The sequence below is a fragment of the Phycisphaeraceae bacterium genome, from assembly GCA_015709595.1.
Classification (GTDB): Bacteria; Planctomycetota; Phycisphaerae; order Phycisphaerales; family SM1A02; genus CAADGA01.
This window is the reverse complement of record CP054178.1, coordinates 2932476-2950682: the sequence shown is the minus strand read 5'-3', so window position 1 is coordinate 2950682 and position 18207 is coordinate 2932476. Positions and strand designations below refer to the sequence as shown.

The following is an 18207-nucleotide window of genomic DNA, read 5'->3' as shown; positions in this document are numbered from 1 at the left end:
GCGATCGGCTTCGGACGCTCGTATAATCGGGCCGATGACGACCACGCCGTCGAATCTCCCGCATGTCGCGGCCGACCATGTCGCGGACAATCGATCGTCGGACCCGATCGAATGCCTCTATGAGCGGATCGCCGGCACGCTGGCGGAAAGCAACGTCTGCGGCTGGGAGCTGGACCTGTCATCGGGCGTCGTGTTCAGGACATCGCTTCCATCCGCCCTCGGCTATCAACCCAACGAGGTTGAATCCACCAGTGATGCCTGGGCCGCCCTGGTGCATCCCGACGATCTGGCAGCCGCCCGGCGTCGATTGGACGACCTGGTTCACGCCCGCGGGGGCGTGCACACGGTGGAGCTGGAATACCGCGTTCGCGCCCGCGATGGCTCGTGGAGGTGGATGCTCGATCGGGCCCAGGTGACGCGGCGGAACAGTGACGGCGTCGTCACGCGGCTGGCCGGAGTGGGCATTGACATCACCGACTACAAGTCGGCGCAGTCCGAGACGGAGCGGCACGAGCGGCGCTATCTCGACCTGGTGCGCCGCACGCGCGTGATCGGCTGGGAGTACGATCGCGCAACCCGCCGTTTCACCTGGGTGAGCCCCAACGCGTCGGAAGTGCTGGGCTTCTCGCCGGATGAGTGGCGGCAGCCGGGCTTCTGGGCGTCGCGCCTGCACCCCGACGACCGCGAGGCGGCCATCACCTTCGCACGGGCTCGCACGGACGAGGGGCTGGATCACGACTTCGAGTACCGCATGATCGCCCAGGACGGTCGGGTGCTGTGGATGCGCGACCTGTCCACGGTGATGTTCGACGGCGGCAAGCCGACACGGTTGTGCGGCGTGTTCATCGACATCACGGAGCGTCGTCGCGCCGAGGACGCGCAGCGTGAGAGCACCGAACATCTGCGCGCCATCGCCGAGCATATTCCCGGCGCGGTGTTCATGTACGACTACCGCGCGGGGGAGCCGCGCCGACTCATCTACCTCGGTCCGGGGCTGGAGGAGATCATCGGACCATCTCGCGCCGCCGCGGTGCGCCAGCGGTACGACGTCATCTTTGACTTTCTCCATCCGGACGACCGTCGGGCCCTGAAGGTCGCCGCCGATCGCAGCACCGAGACGGGCGAGAAACTTGACGTGGAGATGCGCTTCATCCACGAGGACGGCTCACCCCGGTGGGTGCGATCCCTGGCTCAACCGACGCGGCGACCCGATGGCTTTGAGCGCTGGCACGGCGTCATGATCGACATCACCGGCCGCAAGGAGGCCGAACGTTCGCTGCGCGAGCGGGAGCGCATGATTGACACCCTGCTGGGCAACCTGCCGGGCATCGCCTACCGCTGCCGCAACGAACCGGACTGGCCGGTGGACTTCATGAGCGATGGATGCCAGGAGCTGCTTGGCTACTCTCCGACGGACTTCATCGACGGCCGCGTCAGCTACGGGCGTGACGTCATCCACCCCGACGACCGCGGCAACGTCTGGGACGACGTGCAGGAGGCGATCCGCGAGCAGCAGCCGTTCCAGCTGGTCTACCGCGTGCGTGACTCGCGGGGGTCCGTCCGGTGGGTGTGGGAGCAGGGTCAGGCCGTGGCGTCTCCGAACGGCGGCATCGAGGCCATTGAAGGATTCATCATCGACGTCACCGAACGCCAGGAGGCCGAGGACCGGCTCCGTGACCGCGAGGCGCGACTGCGTCTGCTGGTCAACCAGGTTCCGGCGGTCATGTGGACGACAGACATCGACCTGCGGTTCACGTCCAACACGGGAGCAGGACTGGCGTCGCTCGGCATCTCTCCCAACCAGCTGGTGGGCACGTCAGCGGTGGAGTATTTCGCGGGCACCGCCGGCGCGGCGCACATGGTGGATCGCCATCTTGCGGCGCTCGCCGGGCACGGCTCCGCGGACGAGCATCACTGGTCCGGCCGGGTCTTTCACACCCGGCTCGAACCGCTGCGCGACGGGACGGGCGGCATCGCGGGCGTGGTGGGCGTCGCCCACGACGTCACCGATCGCCGACGGACGGAGGACGAACTGCGCCGCACCAACGCCCACGTGAAGCTGCTGCTGAGCGAACTTGATCATCGCGTGCGCAACAACCTCAGTTCACTGGTGACGCTCATCGACTTCACGCGTCGCTCCACCACCGACGTCAATCGCTTCGCCGAGACCATCACCGGTCGCGTGCGCACCATGGCGATCATGCATTCCATGCTCTCCCGCTCCAGCGGGTCGAACGTGTCCCTGCGGCGTCTGATTCACTCCATCGTGCCGCCGGATCATCGCGCCGCGGTGCTGTGGGACGGCCCGGACGTGATGCTGCCCCCCAGGCCGACGGAATCGTTGCCCATGATCGTTCATGAACTGGTCACCAACAGTCTCAAGTACGGCGCGCTCACGTCGCCCTCCGGTCGGATCAATGTGATCTGCGAGACATCGGATGAACCGGATCAATCACGCCTCGTCACCCTGTGGTGGCGTGAGTCGGGAGGTCCGCCCATCGAGCACACGCCGTCCGCGGGTGTGGGAACCACGTTGATCAAGGGGCTGGCGACCGCCGATCTTCGAGGGGAAGTCGAACTGACCTACCCGCGCGAGGGCGCCGTACATCGCCTGCGATTCACGGTGCCGCCGCCGAACAGCGCGACCGACGTGCAGCTCGGGCTCACGACTCTGGATCAGGCAATCGATAGGCCGCATCATCCGGCCTGACGGCCCGCGGGAACCACAGAGGACGACGCAGGCCGCCCGGTCCCGGCGCGGGGCGCGTGAACGAGAGCCACTCGCGGTACGCCTCGTGCGACCTGTCGAGGTCCACGAAGACGTCGCCATACCGATCGCCCGGCGCGGCCTTTGACACCGTCACCCGCTGGTGCCAGCAGTGCATGCCCGAGACCGGGTCCGGCTGCACGCAGAAGGTCAGATTCTGGTGGACGCCGCCGTCCGTCCACCACACGCGCCTGGAGTCAGGATCGGATGACTCGAATGGACGGATGTCCTCCACTCGCTGGAAGCGAACCTGCCGCGGCCCGACATGGTTGACCTTCACCTTGGCGCTGGCCCAGCGATCGGTGCCCGGTCCGGGGGCGTCAAACACGCGCCAGCGGCCCAGGTGGTGCGAACACGCCACCACGCCAGGGCGCACGCCTTCCGTGACCCACGCCTTGTTGACGTAGTGTCCGATGCGCGTGGTCACACGCACGAGGTCGGTGGTTTCCACGCCCAGCGACTCGGCATCGTCGGGGTGAATCCACAGCGGATTGGTATTGGAGAGTTCATACAGCCACTTGGCGTTGCCCGATCGCGTGTGAATGAGCGTGGGCAGGCGGAATGTGGGCACAAGGATGAACTCGCCCCGATCGCGATTGAGATGCCTGCGATGGACGTGGCTCTCGATATACGCGGGCAGCGCGTACTCGGGCCAGCCCCATTCCTTCATCGTACGTGAGAAGATTTCCAGACGCTTCGAGGGCGTCTTGAATCCCGCCCGCGGCGAGCCATCCACGACCACAGCAACCGGCTTGCCGCCCTTCACGAGGTCGCCAGTCACGGGATCGGGTATCGCGTCGGCGATCTCCCGGGCCGGCGCCGTCTTACCGTGCGCCTCCCAGGTATCCTTTTCGACGAGAAATGCACCGTGACGGCGCATGTATTCGAGCGGTGAGAGGTTGTGCTTCTTCGCCTCCTCCGGCAGCCCCGGCACCGAGTTCTCGAAGATCCACCGGTAGTATTCCTCCACGGTGATCTTCTGGCCCGGCCGGTACGGGCTCTCGTAGTATCGGCGGATGCCCAGCGAGCCGTCGGGGTCGATGCGCCAGGAGAGCGCGATCCAGAACTCGTCCTCTTCCCACACCTGGCCGGGGTTGACCTCGTGCGTGTGCTCGAACCGCTCGCCCATCCGCTCGCGCGCCACGCGCACCACCGGCTGACGGAAGGAGATCCACTTGGCCGCGTGCGTCTCCTGGCTCATCAGGTCGTGCCGCTCGGCCCCCAGCCCCATGGGCAGCACGTAGTCGGCGTACTGGGCCGTCTCGCTCCACACGGGCGTGAGCGCGGCGTGCAGCTCCACCTGCGACTCGTCGCAGAGCATGTTGATCCACATCATCCCGTCCGGATTGGTCCAGACCGGGTTGTAGACGCGCGTGAAATACGCCGCCAGTTTGCCACGACCCTCCGCCAGAAAGTGCGGCAGCAGGATCGACAGCTCGTGAAACGCCAGCGGGTACTCGCGCGGGTAGAGCAGTTCGCTCCAGACCTTCTGCGCGGGGGGCTGCAGAAACGGGGCGGGCACGAACTTGTCGTTGCTGTTCAGGTTGGTGCCGCCGGGCGAGGCCACCGCCCCCACCAGCACCGAGAGGAACTGCAGGCACCGCGACACCTGCCACCCGCCGAGGTTTCCCGCCGCCGCGTTCCGCCACACGTGCGAGGCGAACGCGCTGCCGGCGGTGGCGATCTCGTGGGCGATGCGGATGATCTTTTCGGGCGGCACGCCGCATTCCTCCGCCGCCTTTTCCGGCGTGGCAAAGGCGTAGCGCCGCTTCAGGTCGGCGATGAAGTCCTCGAACGACGATTCGCCCGGACGGTACTCGGCCAGGTACTCGCGCCAGTTGGTCCAGTCGCGCAGGAACTTCGCGTCGTAGCGGTCTTCCTGCAGGATGACGTGGGCCATGCCAAGCAGCAGCATCGCCTCGGTGCCGGGCCACGGCGCGAGCCAGTAATCGGCCATCGAGGCGGTGTTGGACAAACGGATGTCCACGGCGCAGATCTTTGCACCCTTGCTCTTGGCTTCGATGATCCGCTGCGCGTGCGGGTTGAAGTAATGGCCCGTCTCGAGGTGTGAGGAGAGCAGCAGGATGAACCTGGCGTTGGCGTGGTCGGGTGAAGGCCGATCCGCCCCGCTCCACAAGGCATACCCCACCCGCGCGGAAGATGAGCAGACGTTGGTGTGCGAGTTGTGTCCATCCACGCCCCACGACTTGAGAACCCGGTCCATGTAGCCGTCGTGACCCGGGCGGCCCACATGGTACATGATCTCGTTGTGCCGGCCCTCGGTCAGCGCGGCGCGAATCTTCGCCGCAAAGGTATCAAGCACTTCATCCCATGTGGTTTGCTCGAACCGGCCTGACCCCCGCAGCCCGACCCGCTTGAGCGGGTAGAGAATGCGCTCGGGATCCTCGATCTGATTGACGGTGGCCGGACCCTTGGCGCAGTTGCGCCCGCGCGAGCCGGGGTGGAAGGGGTTGCCCTCCAGCTTGCGGATGCGATGGGTTTCCTTGTCCACGTACGCCACCAGCCCGCACGCCGCCTCGCAGTTGAAGCAGGTGGTGGGCACCAGCATGTAGCGCTTCTCGATGCGCTTAGGCCATTGCTGGGGGTCGAACTCCGCCCAGTCGTCCCACCGCTCGCGCGGCGGGAACGTGCTCAGTTCCGTGGTGCGGAAGAAACCGGGTTGGTCGTGGTCGAGGCCGGGCATGGATTCGCTTCTGTCAGAGGTGAGTCGTCGATGTCGTCCTCACGGATGGTCGAGTGGTCATCACGACAGCGGCGGCAGCTGACCCGCCCGCACGAAGGCGTATTCGTACAGCACCAGCCCGGCCAGCACCGGGGCGAAGACCGCCGCCGGCGCCACCAGCGCCAGCAGCACCGCCACGCCCACGCCGATGATCAGCCCGTCGCGATAGCCCCGCAGCGGGCCGACCGCCACCACCGGCAGAAAGGCCGCCGCCTGCCGGGCATTGCCGGTGTGATGCGAACGCACCGTCTCCCACGTGGAGAGCACGAAATGCCCGATCGCGCCGGCCAGCACCAGCCCCACGAGATTCGTCGGTTCATCGGTGAGCGGCAGCAGCACCGCCGCCCCGCACAACAGCGCCTGAAACAGCAGATGCGGCAGCAGCCATTTTGACTGCCACAGGTCACGACCCTCGCATTGCGCAAACAGGAAGGCCGTGTACCCCGCCACACCCAATCCCACCACCGCTGCCCCCCATCGCACGCCATCCGCCGCTTGGTCGAATCCGAACCATCGCAGCGCCATCGACGCGGCCAGCAACCCCACGAACGCGTTGATGATCCACGCCCCTTTCACCAGCCACGAGTTCCAGTTGGGCCGCGTGAAAAGCCGGATGAACGCGAAGGGCTTGTACAGGTCCTCCACCAGCAGCAGCCCGGTGAGCGCGACGAACACCATCGCGATCAGCTCCGGCGCGTACGACGCCCGCCACCCGGTCAGTCCAAGCGCCGCCGCGAATGGCGCGAGTATCGCCGCCCCCGCAGCGACGCCCTTCGTCACCAGGTAGAGCGCCACGCCCCATCCCCACTCCACCTTGTGCTCCGTGTCCAGCACCGTCCGCACGTTGGGAAGCACGGGGAGCGACACCGGCCATTGCTCCGGTTTGCGCTGGGGTCGATCGCTCCAGAGAAACGTGTCCGGACGCTCCGCCGCGCCGGGGTCGAGCGCCGCGGGCTCCGCACCCAGATAGTGAACATTGGGTCCGGTCCGCTGTTCGGGGCGGCGGACAAGCGTCGGATTGGCCGCGATCAACTTCGAGATCGTGGACTCCCCGTCGTCCAGATCGCCGGCGATAATGGCGTTCTCCGGACACACCACCGCGCAGGCCGGCTCCAGACCCTTTTCCACGCGATGGGCGCAGAAGTGGCATTTCTCCACCGCGCCCTGATCCTCGTTCAGATAGATCGCGTCGTACGGACACGCCTGCATGCACGCGCGGCAGCCGATGCAGGCGTCACGGTCGATATCGACGATGCCGTCCGCGCGCTTCTCGAGCGCCTTCACGGGGCAGATCTTCACGCACGGCGCGTTGGTGCAGTGGTTGCAGCGCAACACGGCGAAGTGACGCCGCACATCGGGAAACACGCCTTTCTCGGTATATTTCACCCACGTGCGGAAGTTCCCCACCGGCACGCTGTTCTCGCTCTTGCACGCCACGGTGCAGGCGTGGCAGCCGATGCACCGCGAGTGGTCGATGAGGAAGCCGTACTGCATGGCGGGAGTGTAGCCGACGGGAGGAACGAATCATCGCCAGCCGGCGCGGCCCGGAGCGACGGTCTGAAAGCCCCACCACACCGCCGTCTTGAGGAGCAGCCACCCGAGCGGCAGGCCCAATACACCGGTGTAGGCGGCGGAGCCGAGACGCCGCAGCAGGTCGCGGGTCGGCGCCAGCTGAGCGAACTCCGCCGTGAACCAGGATCGCACGGTCAGGATCGCCGTGACGACCACAGAGGCCGCGATCAGGAACACGCACGCCAGCACCGCGATGGCGAAGACCTGACGTCGCATCACGATCCCTCGAATCTGAAGCATCAGGGCGCAGGCGAAGGCGTACCCCAGCACATTGGGCCCGAGCAGATGGATCGGCTCGGCGCCAGCCGGTCGCATCGGGCTGGAGAGGTCCACCACCGCTCCCACGATGAGGCAGGCCCACAGGGCGGTCATCTTCGGGGCCCACAGCGCCACGAACAGGGCCACCACCGCCAGGGCGCTGGGTCGCAGCTCGCCCACGCGCAGTTCCGACAGCACGCTCATGTCCAGCACGAGCGAAGCGAACACGAAGAGGGTGAAGACCCACCACCTCATCCCGCCCCCCCCACGTTGCCTCCGACGATGCCGGACTCGCCCGATTCGATGAGAATCGTCACCGACGCCAGGTTGGCCGCCGTGAAGCGAGGCCGAACCACAAGCGCGTCGCGGAAGGGGCTGTCGTCGCGGGGCCTGACGGACACCACCGTGCCCACGATGCGCGCCCAGGCGGTGCGAGGCCATGATGGATCGGCCAGCAGAATCAGGTCGCCTTCGCGCACGCCCGCGTCGCGCGCGATGTCCCCCGTGAGTGTGCCGTCCTTCTGCGGCGTCAGAAACGTGCGAGGCCGCTCGCCCGACACATTGCGGGCGTCAGCACCCGCGGCGGGAGCGGCGAATCCCTCGATCGGACCGATGGCCGGGTTGGTGATGGGAATCATCAGCGACGTCAGCGTGGTCACGCTCTCGATCCGACCCACCAGGTGCGAGCCGTTGTACACCACCACCGCGCCGCGCTGCGCCCGGCGTCCGCTGCCCCGGTTGAGCACGTACACCTCGCCCGCGCTCTGCGTGTTGCGTCCGGTGATGGTCGCGGTGAGCGCGTCGAACGCCACGCCAGGATCGATCTCGCGCGTGCGCTCCAACTGCTCGATACGCTGCCGAAGTTCCTCCACGCGCTCACGTTCGGCATGATAGAGCGTGCGGAAACGATCGATTTCCTGCTGGAGTGCGGCGGTTTCGGGCGATTCACCCCGGTTCGGCGCGGGTTTGAGCCATACCACCACGCGGCGGGTCACGTCGCCGAACGGAACGGTCGGCGCGGTCACGATGCCCGACAGATCGGTCACCCACCCCAGCCGACGCACGGGCAGAAACGACAACCCAAGCGCAACCGCCAGCGCGCCGAGATACCACATGAATGGGCGCGACATACGTCTCGTCACTGGTCGCCTTCCTGCCCGTTCAGCCGCTGCGAGGGACGATGAAGGCGCTCATCAGACCTCATCAAGGTCCGACTCCATCGTCGCCTTCCATTCTTCGAGATTCTCGAGATAGATCGCCGTGCCGCGGGCCACGCAGGTGAGCGGGTCGTCGGCGATGCGCACATCCAGCCCGGTGGCGTTGGAGATGACCACGTCGATCCCGCGCAGCAGCGCGCCGCCCCCCGCCAGGGTGATGCCGTTCTCCACCAGGTCAGCGGCCAGCTCCGGCTCGGCCCGCTCCAGCGTGCGCAGCACCGCCTCGATGATGGATTGCACCGGCTCCTGCAGGGCTTCGCGGATCTCGTCGCTCGTCACCACCGTCTTGCGAGGCAGCCCGGCGATCATGTCGCGCCCGCGCACATCCATGGTCATGGGCTCACCCACCGGAGCCGCCGAGCCGATCTCGATCTTGATGCGCTCGGCGGTCTGCTCGCCGACCGTGAGGTTGTACGTGGCCTTCATGTACTTGATGATGGCCTCGTCCATGTCGTCGCCGGCCACGCGCACGCTCTCGCACTGCGCGATGTCACCCAGGGACATGATGGCGACCTCGGTGGTGCCGCCGCCGATATCGACGATCATGCTCGCGGTCGGCTCCACGATCGGCAGCCCTGCGCCGATGCCCGCGGCCATCGGCTCCTCGACCAGATAGACGCGCCGGGCCCCGGCGCGTTCGGCGCTGTCCAGCACGGCGCGCTTCTCCACCGCGGTGATGCCGGATGGAATCGAAATGACCACGCGCGGGCCGAAGAGCCGGCCGCGCCCGTTCACCTTGCGAATGAAGTAGGACAGCATCGCCTCGGTGATCTCGAAGTCGCTGATCACGCCGTCCTTGAGCGGTCTGATGGCGCTGATGCTGCCGGGGGTCTTGCCGAGCATCTCCTTGGCGGCCCAGCCGACGGCGTTGCCATTGTTGAGCACCTTGTTGGTGCCGCGGCGCACCGCCACCACCGAGGGTTCGTTGAGCACGATTCCCTCCCCGCGCACGCACACCAGGGTGTTGCACGTGCCGAGGTCGATGCCCATATCCACGCTGAACCAGCCAAGGAGCGAATCGAGGAACACGCCCAACTCCCTTCGAGAATCGACGCAGCATGGACCAAGCCGGGAGGGGCTGTCAACCAATCGACGGCCAGTCCACAGCGATTCCCGTGACGCGTCGCGCACTCCATTGCCGCCGGTGGCAGGGTCATCCGCGACCCGTGCGGCGCACCGGCGCCCGAATCATAAAGCGGGCGTCGGTTCCTGAGAACCGACGCCCGATGAATCCATCACGTTTTTCCGACCGACCCCGGTCAGGTCGATGCCGGATCGATCACCGGTTGTCCACGAGGGTCAGGACTCCGCCCGGGGTGGAGCCATCCGCCGAGTGATCCATGTTGGTCAGGGCGAGAATGGTCACACCCACGGCCAGGACGACCGTGGCCACGAGCAGAAGCCCGGTGTACACGTCCAAGTCGCCGCCCCGCCGCCTCACCTGTCCGCCGCCGTACTGAGCCATGTCTGTATTCCTTTCGATCAAGTCACGGTCGCATGGACGGGAAGGTTCAGTCGCGACGGGCGAAGGCGCGGTGACCGACGCTGGCGAGGACGGGGTTGCCCGCCACGTCCTGCACGATGCCGGTGGCCCGGTTGATATCCACGTTGATGATGTGCAGCCGGCCGACGTATCCGCCGTGCCCGTCGCCGATGATGAGCACCCAGCCCTCCTTGATGCCGTCGCGCTGACCGGCGTCGATCTCGGCGAGCACCAGCCCCTCGGATCGGCGCACGTCGATGACGTTGGCGGTCACGTTGCGGTCGATCGGCACGGTCGGAGCCAGGCCCGAGTCCTCCAGCTTGCCGAAGGCGATCTCGTAGCGGGCCACCAGATCCAGCGCCGCGCCGCGGGCCTCACTCAGTCGCTGCACTTCCTCGCGCAGGGAGCGCACGGCGGCCTCGGCCACTTCGAGGTTGCGGTCGGTCTCGCGCAGTTGCGCCATCAGTTCGGCGTTCTGACGCTCGGCCGCCAGCGCCTGGGTGCGGAGCTTGCCGGCCTCGTCCACCAGGTGCTGGATCAGGTTCTGGCCCGACTCCAGCGTGGAGGAGATAATCGAGATCTTGGAGTTGATCTGGGCGTGCAGCGCCTTGGCGTCGGCCAGTTCGGCCTGCAGACGCAGGATCTCCGCGTCCTTCTCGCGGGCGGAGCGCTCGGCGTTGGCCGCCTGCGTCTTGAGCGTGTCGATGGTGCCGTTGAGCCCGCCGATCTGCGCTCCGTAGCTGGCGTTGGCGCTGTTGAGGGCGGTGACCGCGGCGGCCCTGGCGTCTTCCGCCTTCACGTAGCGCGCCTTGTAGCTCGCCTCGTTCTTCGCGTAGACGACCACCAGCGGAACAATCATCACCGACAGGAGTGCGACGAGAACGACGAAGATCTTGGTCAGAACGTGCACGGGTTGGATCCTTGCGTCGAGGAACGAAAATCAGCGGGCGGCCGCCCCGCCGGGCGCGTCTCCATTGCAACGGCAGGCCCCACGCGGGGCTTGAGCCGCCGGTGGCACAACCACCGCTCGGCCCGCACTCGCCGAAGTCGCGGGCAGAACACCTATTTACACGGGATCGGACTGGGTGTCAATACCGGCGACACGGTTCCACCCGGATTCCGTCAAACTCCGATACTCCGTTCCCGAGGCAACCGGGGTCATTTCAGCCCTCACCCGCCGCGCGTCATTCGTATAACTGACGCTGCCGCAGACACTTGCACCATCGGATCGGCGTCATTCATCAGACGCTGCAACGATGCCAGCGCCCCTTCCGTTCGAATGGCTCCCAGCACATGGGCCGCCTGCGAACGAATGGCCCCAATGCCATGACTGATGTAGGGTGTCACCACCGAATCAGGCACCAGTTGTCCCATCGACGCCAGCGCCATCGCGGCGGCAAGCCGGACCTCCGCCGGACGACGCTCGGCTCCGTCCGCCTCGATCAGCCGCTGCAGCGACGCCACAGATCCGCGATCGTTCACTCGCCCCAGCACCAGGCAGGCAAGCGCGGTGGATTCGCTGAACTCCGGCGGGTAGAACAGCGCGGCGCGCACCGCGTGAATCGGCTCGGTTCGACCCAGTTTCAGCAGCGCCTCGGCAATCTGCAGCTCAACCACGCGAACCTGCGCCGGACTGAGCATCTCCGAGCCGCGCCCGAGCGACTGCTCCAGCATCGGGGCTGCGGACGGCTCACCCAGTTCGCCCAGCACCAGGGCGGCGTTGGCCCGGACTTCGGGATCACGACTGGCCAGAAAGCCCGCCAGCGGGTTGAGGTCCACCCGCTGCCCGCAGCGCCGCAGCGCGTAGATGGCCGCGGCCCGCACGGAATCCGACGGATCGTGCAGCAGCGGTTCGACAAGCCGGGCCGAGTCCCTCAATTGCAACCGCCCGATGGTCATGGCGGCCACGAAGCGGACGCCGCGGTTGTCGTTCACCAGGCCTGCGCGGGCGTACGACTCGGCCAGTTGCGGCATGGGATGGAGCCCCTCGATGGCATTGGCCCGCAGCAGGGGGGAATCGGACTCCGCGGCGCGCTCCAGCAGGCCGATCGCCGCGTCTTCGAGGTTCTGCCCGGAGACGGCGATGACGCCGAGATTCGACCCGCCCTCAACGGCGCGTGCCGAGGCGCCGGTGCTCTTGGTGCTCCACGCACCGCCTGAGGTGGTTCGCTCACCGCCGCAGCCGCTCGCCAGCACCAGCGTCGCCACCCACGTGCTACCGCACAGCATTCGATGCATGATCCGTCTCCTTGCCTCGACGCCCCAGCCACCAGAGTCCCACGGTCGCCGCCAGACAGAGGGTCGGCAGTACGTTGCCGATCCGTCCGTACAGGGTCTTTCGTTCATCCAGCGTCGTGCGGACGACCAGATGCCCGGGAGCGCGCATGAGGGTGTTTCGGCCCGTCTCAACCACACCGATGATTTTTCCCGTCGAGTCAATCGCCACCGACAGCCCCGTGTTGGCACAGCGGATCATCGGAAGGCGGTTCTCGATGCTCCTGAAACGGGCCGCCTGCACATGCTGCCGCCGCCCGGGATCATGATCGCCGAACCAACCGTCATTGCTGAGGTTCACCAGCAGGTCCGCCTGTTTGCGACCGTCCTCCCACACCAGGCGGCGCACCACCCTGGCCACGGTGTCCTCGAAGCAGATGGGAGTCGCCAGCCGCACTTCTCCCGCGTCGGTGGCCAGCCGCAGGCGAACCGGGCGTTCGCCCGCGTCCAAGTCAAACCGCATGCCGGCGGCCCCCAGCGCCAGCAGTTGCCGCTCCAGCCAGTCCCAATGCGAGATGTAGGGCATGGTTTCGCCGAAGGGCGTCAGGAAGATCTTGTCGTACCGTTGATAGGGCATGTCGCCCTGCATCAGGTACGCCGAGTTGTAGGCCGCCTCCCAGGTGTAGACGGGCCTTCCGCTCGACTCGTCCACGCCCAGACCGATGCGGCAGGGGCTGCCCACCAGAATCGGCGCGCCGACCGTTTCGCGCACTTCGAGAAAGAGCTGGTGCCAGAGTTCGCCGGGCAGAAAGCCCCGCTCCTTCTGCATCGTCATCACCTGTGGCTCGAAGCCGAACCCTGGCGCCATGGTCTCGGGCCACACCACCAGGTCCACCGGCCCCTCGATACCCTGCCGCGCCTCGATGGTCTGCCGGGCGTATCGCGGCATGTCCTCCAACTGCTCCTCGAAGGTCCAGGCCCGCTTGTTGCTCTGCGGCAGGTTGGTCTGAATCGCCAGCACCACCGGTCCCGGCCGCATCGAGATGGTCTGGTTGAGGCGCCACCACCCGTAGCCGAGGTTGAGAGCGAGCAGCAGAGCCGTGATGACCAGTGCAAGTATGCACCACGGTTGCCGGCGCGACGTCGCCTCACCACGCGACATCAACCGCCAACCATCCAGCAGCGCGCCGCTGAACATGGCGACGAGCAGCGACAGCAGCGACGTGCCCAGCAGGTCCGCCGATTGCGCAAGCGGCAGCCAGCCGATCAGCGGATGCCCCACCTGAAACCAGGGGTAGCCATCCATGAACACGTCGCTGCGGAAATACTCCAATCCCACCCAGATCGGCGGAATCAGCCACGCCAGCGGCCAGTTCGAAAGACGCCCGGATCGCTCCAGCCGCACCACCAGCGCGGCGGTCAGCGCGGGCCAGAAGGCCATGAACACCGCCAGCAGGGGCCATCCGATCGGTGTCACGTCCACCAGCCAGCGGTGCATCCAGAACCACATGGGCCACTGCGTCACGAAGATGGCCAGAAACCCCCGCCATCCGCCCCCGGACCGCCTGGCTCCCAGCACCAGCATGGCCGGTACAGCGGCCACCAGCGGCCACAGATCGATTGGCGGAAAGGCCGCCATGAAGCACAGCGCCCCCGCGCCCGCCCACGCCAGCGAGGCAATGGCTCCCCGTACGCCGCCGCATCCGTGTGCGCCTGCCGGGATCATTTGCCCGCAAAGTCGATGATGCGGGCGATCTCATCCCGCAGCTTGCCGCGCGGGACCACCCGATCGATGAAGCCGCAGTTGAGCAGGAACTCCGACCGCTGGAAGCCGGGCGGCAGTTCCTGACGGATGGTCTGCTGAATCACGCGCGGACCGGCGAAGCCGATCAGCGCCTTGGGCTCGGCCAGAATCACATCGCCCAGCATGGCGAAGCTCGCCGTCACACCGCCCGTGGTGGGATCGGTCAGCACCGAGATAAACAGGCCGCCATGGTCATCCAGCATGGCGAGCGCCGCGGAGGTCTTGGCCATCTGCATCAGCGACAGGCCTGATTCCTGCATGCGCGCCCCGCCCGAGCAACTGACAATGATGAGCGGCAGATTCGTCTCGGCGGCGTTTTCGATGGCTCGCGCCAGCTTCTCCCCCACCACCGAACCCATGGACCCCATCATGAACGTCAGATCGAGTGCGCCCAGCACCACCTTGCGCCCCTTGATGAAACCCTGCCCGGTGATGACCGCCTCGGGCCGCCCTGTCTTGCGGCGCTCGGTTTCGATGCGTCCGGTGTAGGGCTTGAGGTCAACGAACTCCAACGGGTCGGCCGCGATCATGTTTTCGTCAAATGGCTCGAAACTGCCGGGGTCGCACAACTGACTCACGCGCTGCGACGCGGAGATGCGGAAATGATGCTGACAGTCCGGGCAGACCCACAGGTTGTTCTCGACCGCCTTGCGGAACAGCATGGCGGAACACGCCTCACAACGGATCCATACGCCCTCGGGCACCGCCTTCTTGGCCGTCGCCGAGAGCCCGGGCTCGCCGGGCGCCGGGTCGCCGGGCGAGTCGGGAGCGTCCGCCCATGTTCTACCGGTGGCTCTCGTCATGCGTGGTCACTCGTCCTGCGGCGAGGATGCGCCGCGATCCTGCATCAACCGGGTCGCGGGGACGATAGGCCCGCCCCGCGCAGATCGGCAATGGCTTGTCGGTAGTCCGGCGCTCGGAAGATGGCCGTCGCCGCCACCAGCACGTCGCAGCCGGCCTCCAGCACCGCGGGGGCGGTGGCGGGCCCGATTCCGCCATCCATCTCGACACGCTGATCCGCTCGCGCAAGCTGCGCCGCGACGCGCGTCTTGGCCAGCACGTCGGCGATGAATGACTGACCGGAGAACCCCGGATTGACGCTCATCACCAGCACCAGGTCAAACGCCGGCAGAACCGGCTTCAGCGGGTCGATCGGCGTGCCGGGATTGATGGCCAGCCCCGCAGTCATGCCGTGCCGGTGAATGGCGTCCGCCAGGGCGACCGGATCGGACACCACTTCCGCGTGAAACGTCAGGTGGTCGGCCCCGGCGTCCCGGAACGGTGCGACGAACAGCGCCGGGTCGGTGACCATCAGATGCACGTCGAGAAACGCCCCCGGCAGGGCCTTGCGCAGCGAGGCGCACAGAGCCGGGCCCATGGTGAGATTGGGGACGAAGTGCCCGTCCATCACGTCCAGATGCAGCAGATCCGCTCCCGCGTCGAGCACGGCCTGGCACTCCGCACCCAGTCGCGCAAAGTCGGCTGACAGGATCGACGGCGCGATCAGCGGACGCCCTGGCGGTTCGGTCAGCAGGTTGCGCGGAGCAGCCATGAGACCTGACGATAGGGGCGTGAGCACAAAAGGAAACGCGGCGCCGATTGGCGGCGCCGCGCTTGAGTTCATCGGATTGAGGATCGAGCGTCAGCGACCCAGCCGGGCGCCCTGCTGATACATCTCCAGCGAGCGCTTGTACTCGGCCTTCAGTTCCGGAGGCGCGATGAAGAAGGCCTTCTTCTGCGTCTCGACGGCCTCGGCGACCTTGCCGTTGTGGTACAGGGCGAGCGCCTTGGCGTTCAGAGCCGCCGCGTCCTGCCCGCGAGTGCTGTCCACGGCCTCGGAGGCCAGATCGAGCGCCAAGGCCTTCAGCACGGCCTGGTCGTGACCGGATTTGATGATCTCCGGGTTGGTCAGGATGTCGTTGGACAGCGCGACGAGCGTCTCGGCGTCGTCGGCGTACATCGACATGAACGGCCCGGAGGCAAACGCCACCGCATCATCCAGGTTCTTCTTGTTCAGCAGCAGGATGCGGAACTTGCGCATCGCCACATGATTGAAGATCCGCGCGTCCATGGCGATGACCTGATCGAGGTACTTCTCGCAGACGCGCCAGTCCTCCATGCGGAGCGAGTAGTCCACCTGCTCCAGCAGGGGCTTGGCCTTGGCTTCGAGCACGGGGTCGAAGCGTCCACCGGCCACCTTGCCGACGATCTTGTCGAACTCGTTGTCGTGGGGGTTGCCGATCCAGACGATCTTGCCCGCGCCATCCACGATGAACGCGCAGGGAATGCCGTTCTGGCCGGCGGCCTGCATCCACTCGCGGGACGTGGTCTGCGACTGATCCACCGCGACGGTGTAGCCCATCTTGTCACCCATCTCGGCGACGAAGGGCTTGACCACGCTGGCGTCCTCGTTGCTGACGCCGATGAACGTCATCTTGCCCTTGTACTTCTTCTGCAGTTCCGTCAGGTGCGGAATGGCGCGACGGCACGGAGCGCACCAGGTGGCCCAGAACTCGACCACGTAGGCGTGGCCCGACTGGAACGACTCGACCTTCTCGCCCTTCACCCACTCCTGGATGGTCAGCTTGGGCGCCTGCTTGCCGACCGTCAGTTTGTCATTGGCGCCAAAGCCAATGCCCTGAGCGACCGACGCCCCGCTCACCGCGAGGGCCATGATCGCCGCACACATCGTTCGAACCTTCATGACCGGCTCCTTCCGAATGGCACCAGGATGGTGCGCCTTGGATGAACTCGAGGCGGGATGAGACATGGGCCCGCCCTTTCTCGTCAACGCCCGATTCTCCCGATTGTTCCCGCGAATTGCAAGAAAATCACGATTGGCGAAGTCTGACCACGGACACCGCCGACCGATCTGGTTGGCGCCCACCAAGCGTACCTCACGGTCACGCCTCGTCCAGCAGCCCGACACTCGTAAACGGCTTCCCTTCGAGCATTTGCAGACTGGCCCCCCCACCCGTCGAGACGTGCGTGAACTGCGATTCCATTCCGAAGGCCTCCACGGCCGCCGCCGAGTCTCCCCCGCCGATGATCGAGGTCGCCCCCGCTTTGGTGGCCTTGGCGATGGCTTCCGCTACGCCGCGGGTGCCGGCGTCGAACGGAGGAGTTTCAAACACGCCCATCGGACCGTTCCAGATGATCGTCTTGGCCCCTGACAGCCGCGCTCCATACGCCGCGACGGTCTTTGGTCCGATATCCAGACCCATCCACCCGTCTTCGATGGCGTCCTCGAACACCCGGATCGGCGTGTGCCTGGTGATCTCCTTGCCGCAGACGTGATCCGACGGCAGCACCAGGTCGGTGTGGCTGGCCGCAGCCATGTCGATCATCGCCTTCACGTCCGTCAGCATGCCCAACTGGGCCTTGCTGGACCCCACGTTCTTGTCGAGGGCCTTGAGGAAGGAGTACACCATGGCTCCACCCACCAGAATGGCGTCCACCTTGCCCATCAGGTTCCTGATGACGCCGATCTTGTCCGACACCTTGGCGCCGCCCAGCACGGCGATGAACGGCTTGGCCGGCTTCTCCAGGACCCCCGAGAGGAACTTGATTTCATCCCGCAGCAGAAACCCCGCCACGCGCGGCTTGCCCGCCATTGCCTGGGGCACGCCGACCATCGAGGCGTGATCCCGGTGCGCGGTGCCGAAGGCGTCGTTGCAGTAGATGTCGCCGTAGCGGGCCAGAGCGGCGGCAAAGTTCTTGTCGTTCCGCTCCTCGGCGCCGTTGAAGCGCAGGTTCTCCAGCAGCACGATCTCGCCGTCCTGCATCGCCTCCACCATCGCCCGCGGACCGTCGCCGGTGGGTGACTTGTCGGTGATCGACACCTTGACGCCGGGCAGCAACTGCCTGAGGCGCTCGGCCACGGGCTTGAGCGAATATTCGGATTCGAAGCCCTTGCCCTCGGGCCGGCCCAGGTGGCTCATCAGCACCAGGCGCCCGCCGCGCTCAATGACTGACCGGATGCTGGGCAGCGCGGCGACGATGCGCCGGTCATCCGTGATCGCCCCGGAGTCGTCCAGCGGCACGTTGAAGTCCACGCGCATCAGCACGCGCTTCGACTTGACATCCACCTGATCGATCGTCTTCTTGGCCATGACGCTGGGTCTTCCTTCGGATGAGCGGCAAACCATC

Annotated in this window: 14 protein-coding genes; 1 reads left to right on the top strand and 13 read right to left on the bottom strand. The window is 66.5% G+C overall.

Annotated elements, in window-relative coordinates:
• Positions 1-34: 34 nt before the first annotated feature.
• Positions 35-2710: a PAS domain-containing protein gene (locus HRU76_12475; GenBank protein ID QOJ18353.1), complete on the top strand. Its 2676-nt coding sequence runs from the start codon at positions 35-37 to the stop codon at positions 2708-2710.
• On the opposite strand, the gene HRU76_12470 is transcribed toward HRU76_12475, so the two are convergent.
• From HRU76_12470 to HRU76_12410, 13 genes are all read right to left on the bottom strand, one after another.
• A complete protein-coding gene (locus HRU76_12470; GenBank protein QOJ18352.1) occupies positions 2664-5471 on the bottom strand; it encodes a molybdopterin-dependent oxidoreductase in 2808 nt (935 codons plus the stop codon). The two genes, HRU76_12475 and HRU76_12470, sit on opposite strands and share 47 nt — an antisense overlap.
• A 60-nt stretch (positions 5472-5531) precedes the next feature.
• Positions 5532-7004: a 4Fe-4S dicluster domain-containing protein gene (locus tag HRU76_12465; protein ID QOJ18351.1), complete on the bottom strand. Its 1473-nt coding sequence runs from the start codon at positions 7002-7004 to the stop codon at positions 5532-5534.
• 30 nt (positions 7005-7034) lie between these two features.
• The gene (gene mreD / locus HRU76_12460; protein QOJ18350.1) at positions 7035-7595 is read right to left on the bottom strand and encodes a rod shape-determining protein MreD; all 561 of its coding nucleotides are present in this window, start codon (positions 7593-7595) and stop codon (positions 7035-7037) included.
• Positions 7592-8470 carry a hypothetical protein gene (locus HRU76_12455; GenBank protein QOJ18349.1) on the bottom strand — a complete coding sequence of 293 codons (879 nt, stop codon included), beginning with the start codon at positions 8468-8470 and terminating at the stop codon, positions 7592-7594. The genes mreD and HRU76_12455 overlap by 4 nt, the downstream gene beginning before the upstream one ends.
• Before the next feature lie 63 nt (positions 8471-8533).
• Positions 8534-9586, bottom strand: a complete 1053-nt coding sequence (locus tag HRU76_12450; GenBank protein QOJ18348.1) for a rod shape-determining protein — start codon at positions 9584-9586, stop codon at positions 8534-8536.
• Between the two features lie 250 nt (positions 9587-9836).
• Positions 9837-10022 (bottom strand): hypothetical protein, encoded by a 186-nt coding sequence (locus HRU76_12445; GenBank protein ID QOJ18347.1) that lies wholly within the window; start codon positions 10020-10022, stop codon positions 9837-9839.
• A 46-nt stretch (positions 10023-10068) separates the two neighbouring features.
• Positions 10069-10950: a hypothetical protein gene (locus HRU76_12440; GenBank protein QOJ18346.1), complete on the bottom strand. Its 882-nt coding sequence runs from the start codon at positions 10948-10950 to the stop codon at positions 10069-10071.
• 260 nt (positions 10951-11210) lie between these two features.
• Entirely contained in the window at positions 11211-12278 is a 1068-nt protein-coding gene (locus tag HRU76_12435) for a HEAT repeat domain-containing protein (GenBank protein ID QOJ18345.1), read from the bottom strand.
• Positions 12256-13980: an apolipoprotein N-acyltransferase gene (gene lnt, locus HRU76_12430; protein ID QOJ18344.1), complete on the bottom strand. Its 1725-nt coding sequence runs from the start codon at positions 13978-13980 to the stop codon at positions 12256-12258. The genes HRU76_12435 and lnt overlap by 23 nt, the downstream gene beginning before the upstream one ends.
• Positions 13977-14861 (bottom strand): acetyl-CoA carboxylase carboxyltransferase subunit beta, encoded by an 885-nt coding sequence (locus tag HRU76_12425; GenBank protein ID QOJ18343.1) that lies wholly within the window; start codon positions 14859-14861, stop codon positions 13977-13979. Before HRU76_12425 ends, lnt begins: the two co-directional genes overlap by 4 nt.
• Before the next feature lie 44 nt (positions 14862-14905).
• On the bottom strand, positions 14906-15610 hold the full coding sequence (rpe, locus tag HRU76_12420; protein QOJ18342.1) for a ribulose-phosphate 3-epimerase: 705 nt from the start codon (positions 15608-15610) through the stop codon (positions 14906-14908).
• A 90-nt stretch (positions 15611-15700) separates the two neighbouring features.
• Entirely contained in the window at positions 15701-16762 is a 1062-nt protein-coding gene (locus tag HRU76_12415) for a TlpA family protein disulfide reductase (GenBank protein QOJ18341.1), read from the bottom strand.
• Between the two features lie 199 nt (positions 16763-16961).
• Positions 16962-18170: a phosphoglycerate kinase gene (locus tag HRU76_12410; GenBank protein ID QOJ18340.1), complete on the bottom strand. Its 1209-nt coding sequence runs from the start codon at positions 18168-18170 to the stop codon at positions 16962-16964.
• Between the last annotated feature and the right edge of the window lie 37 nt (positions 18171-18207).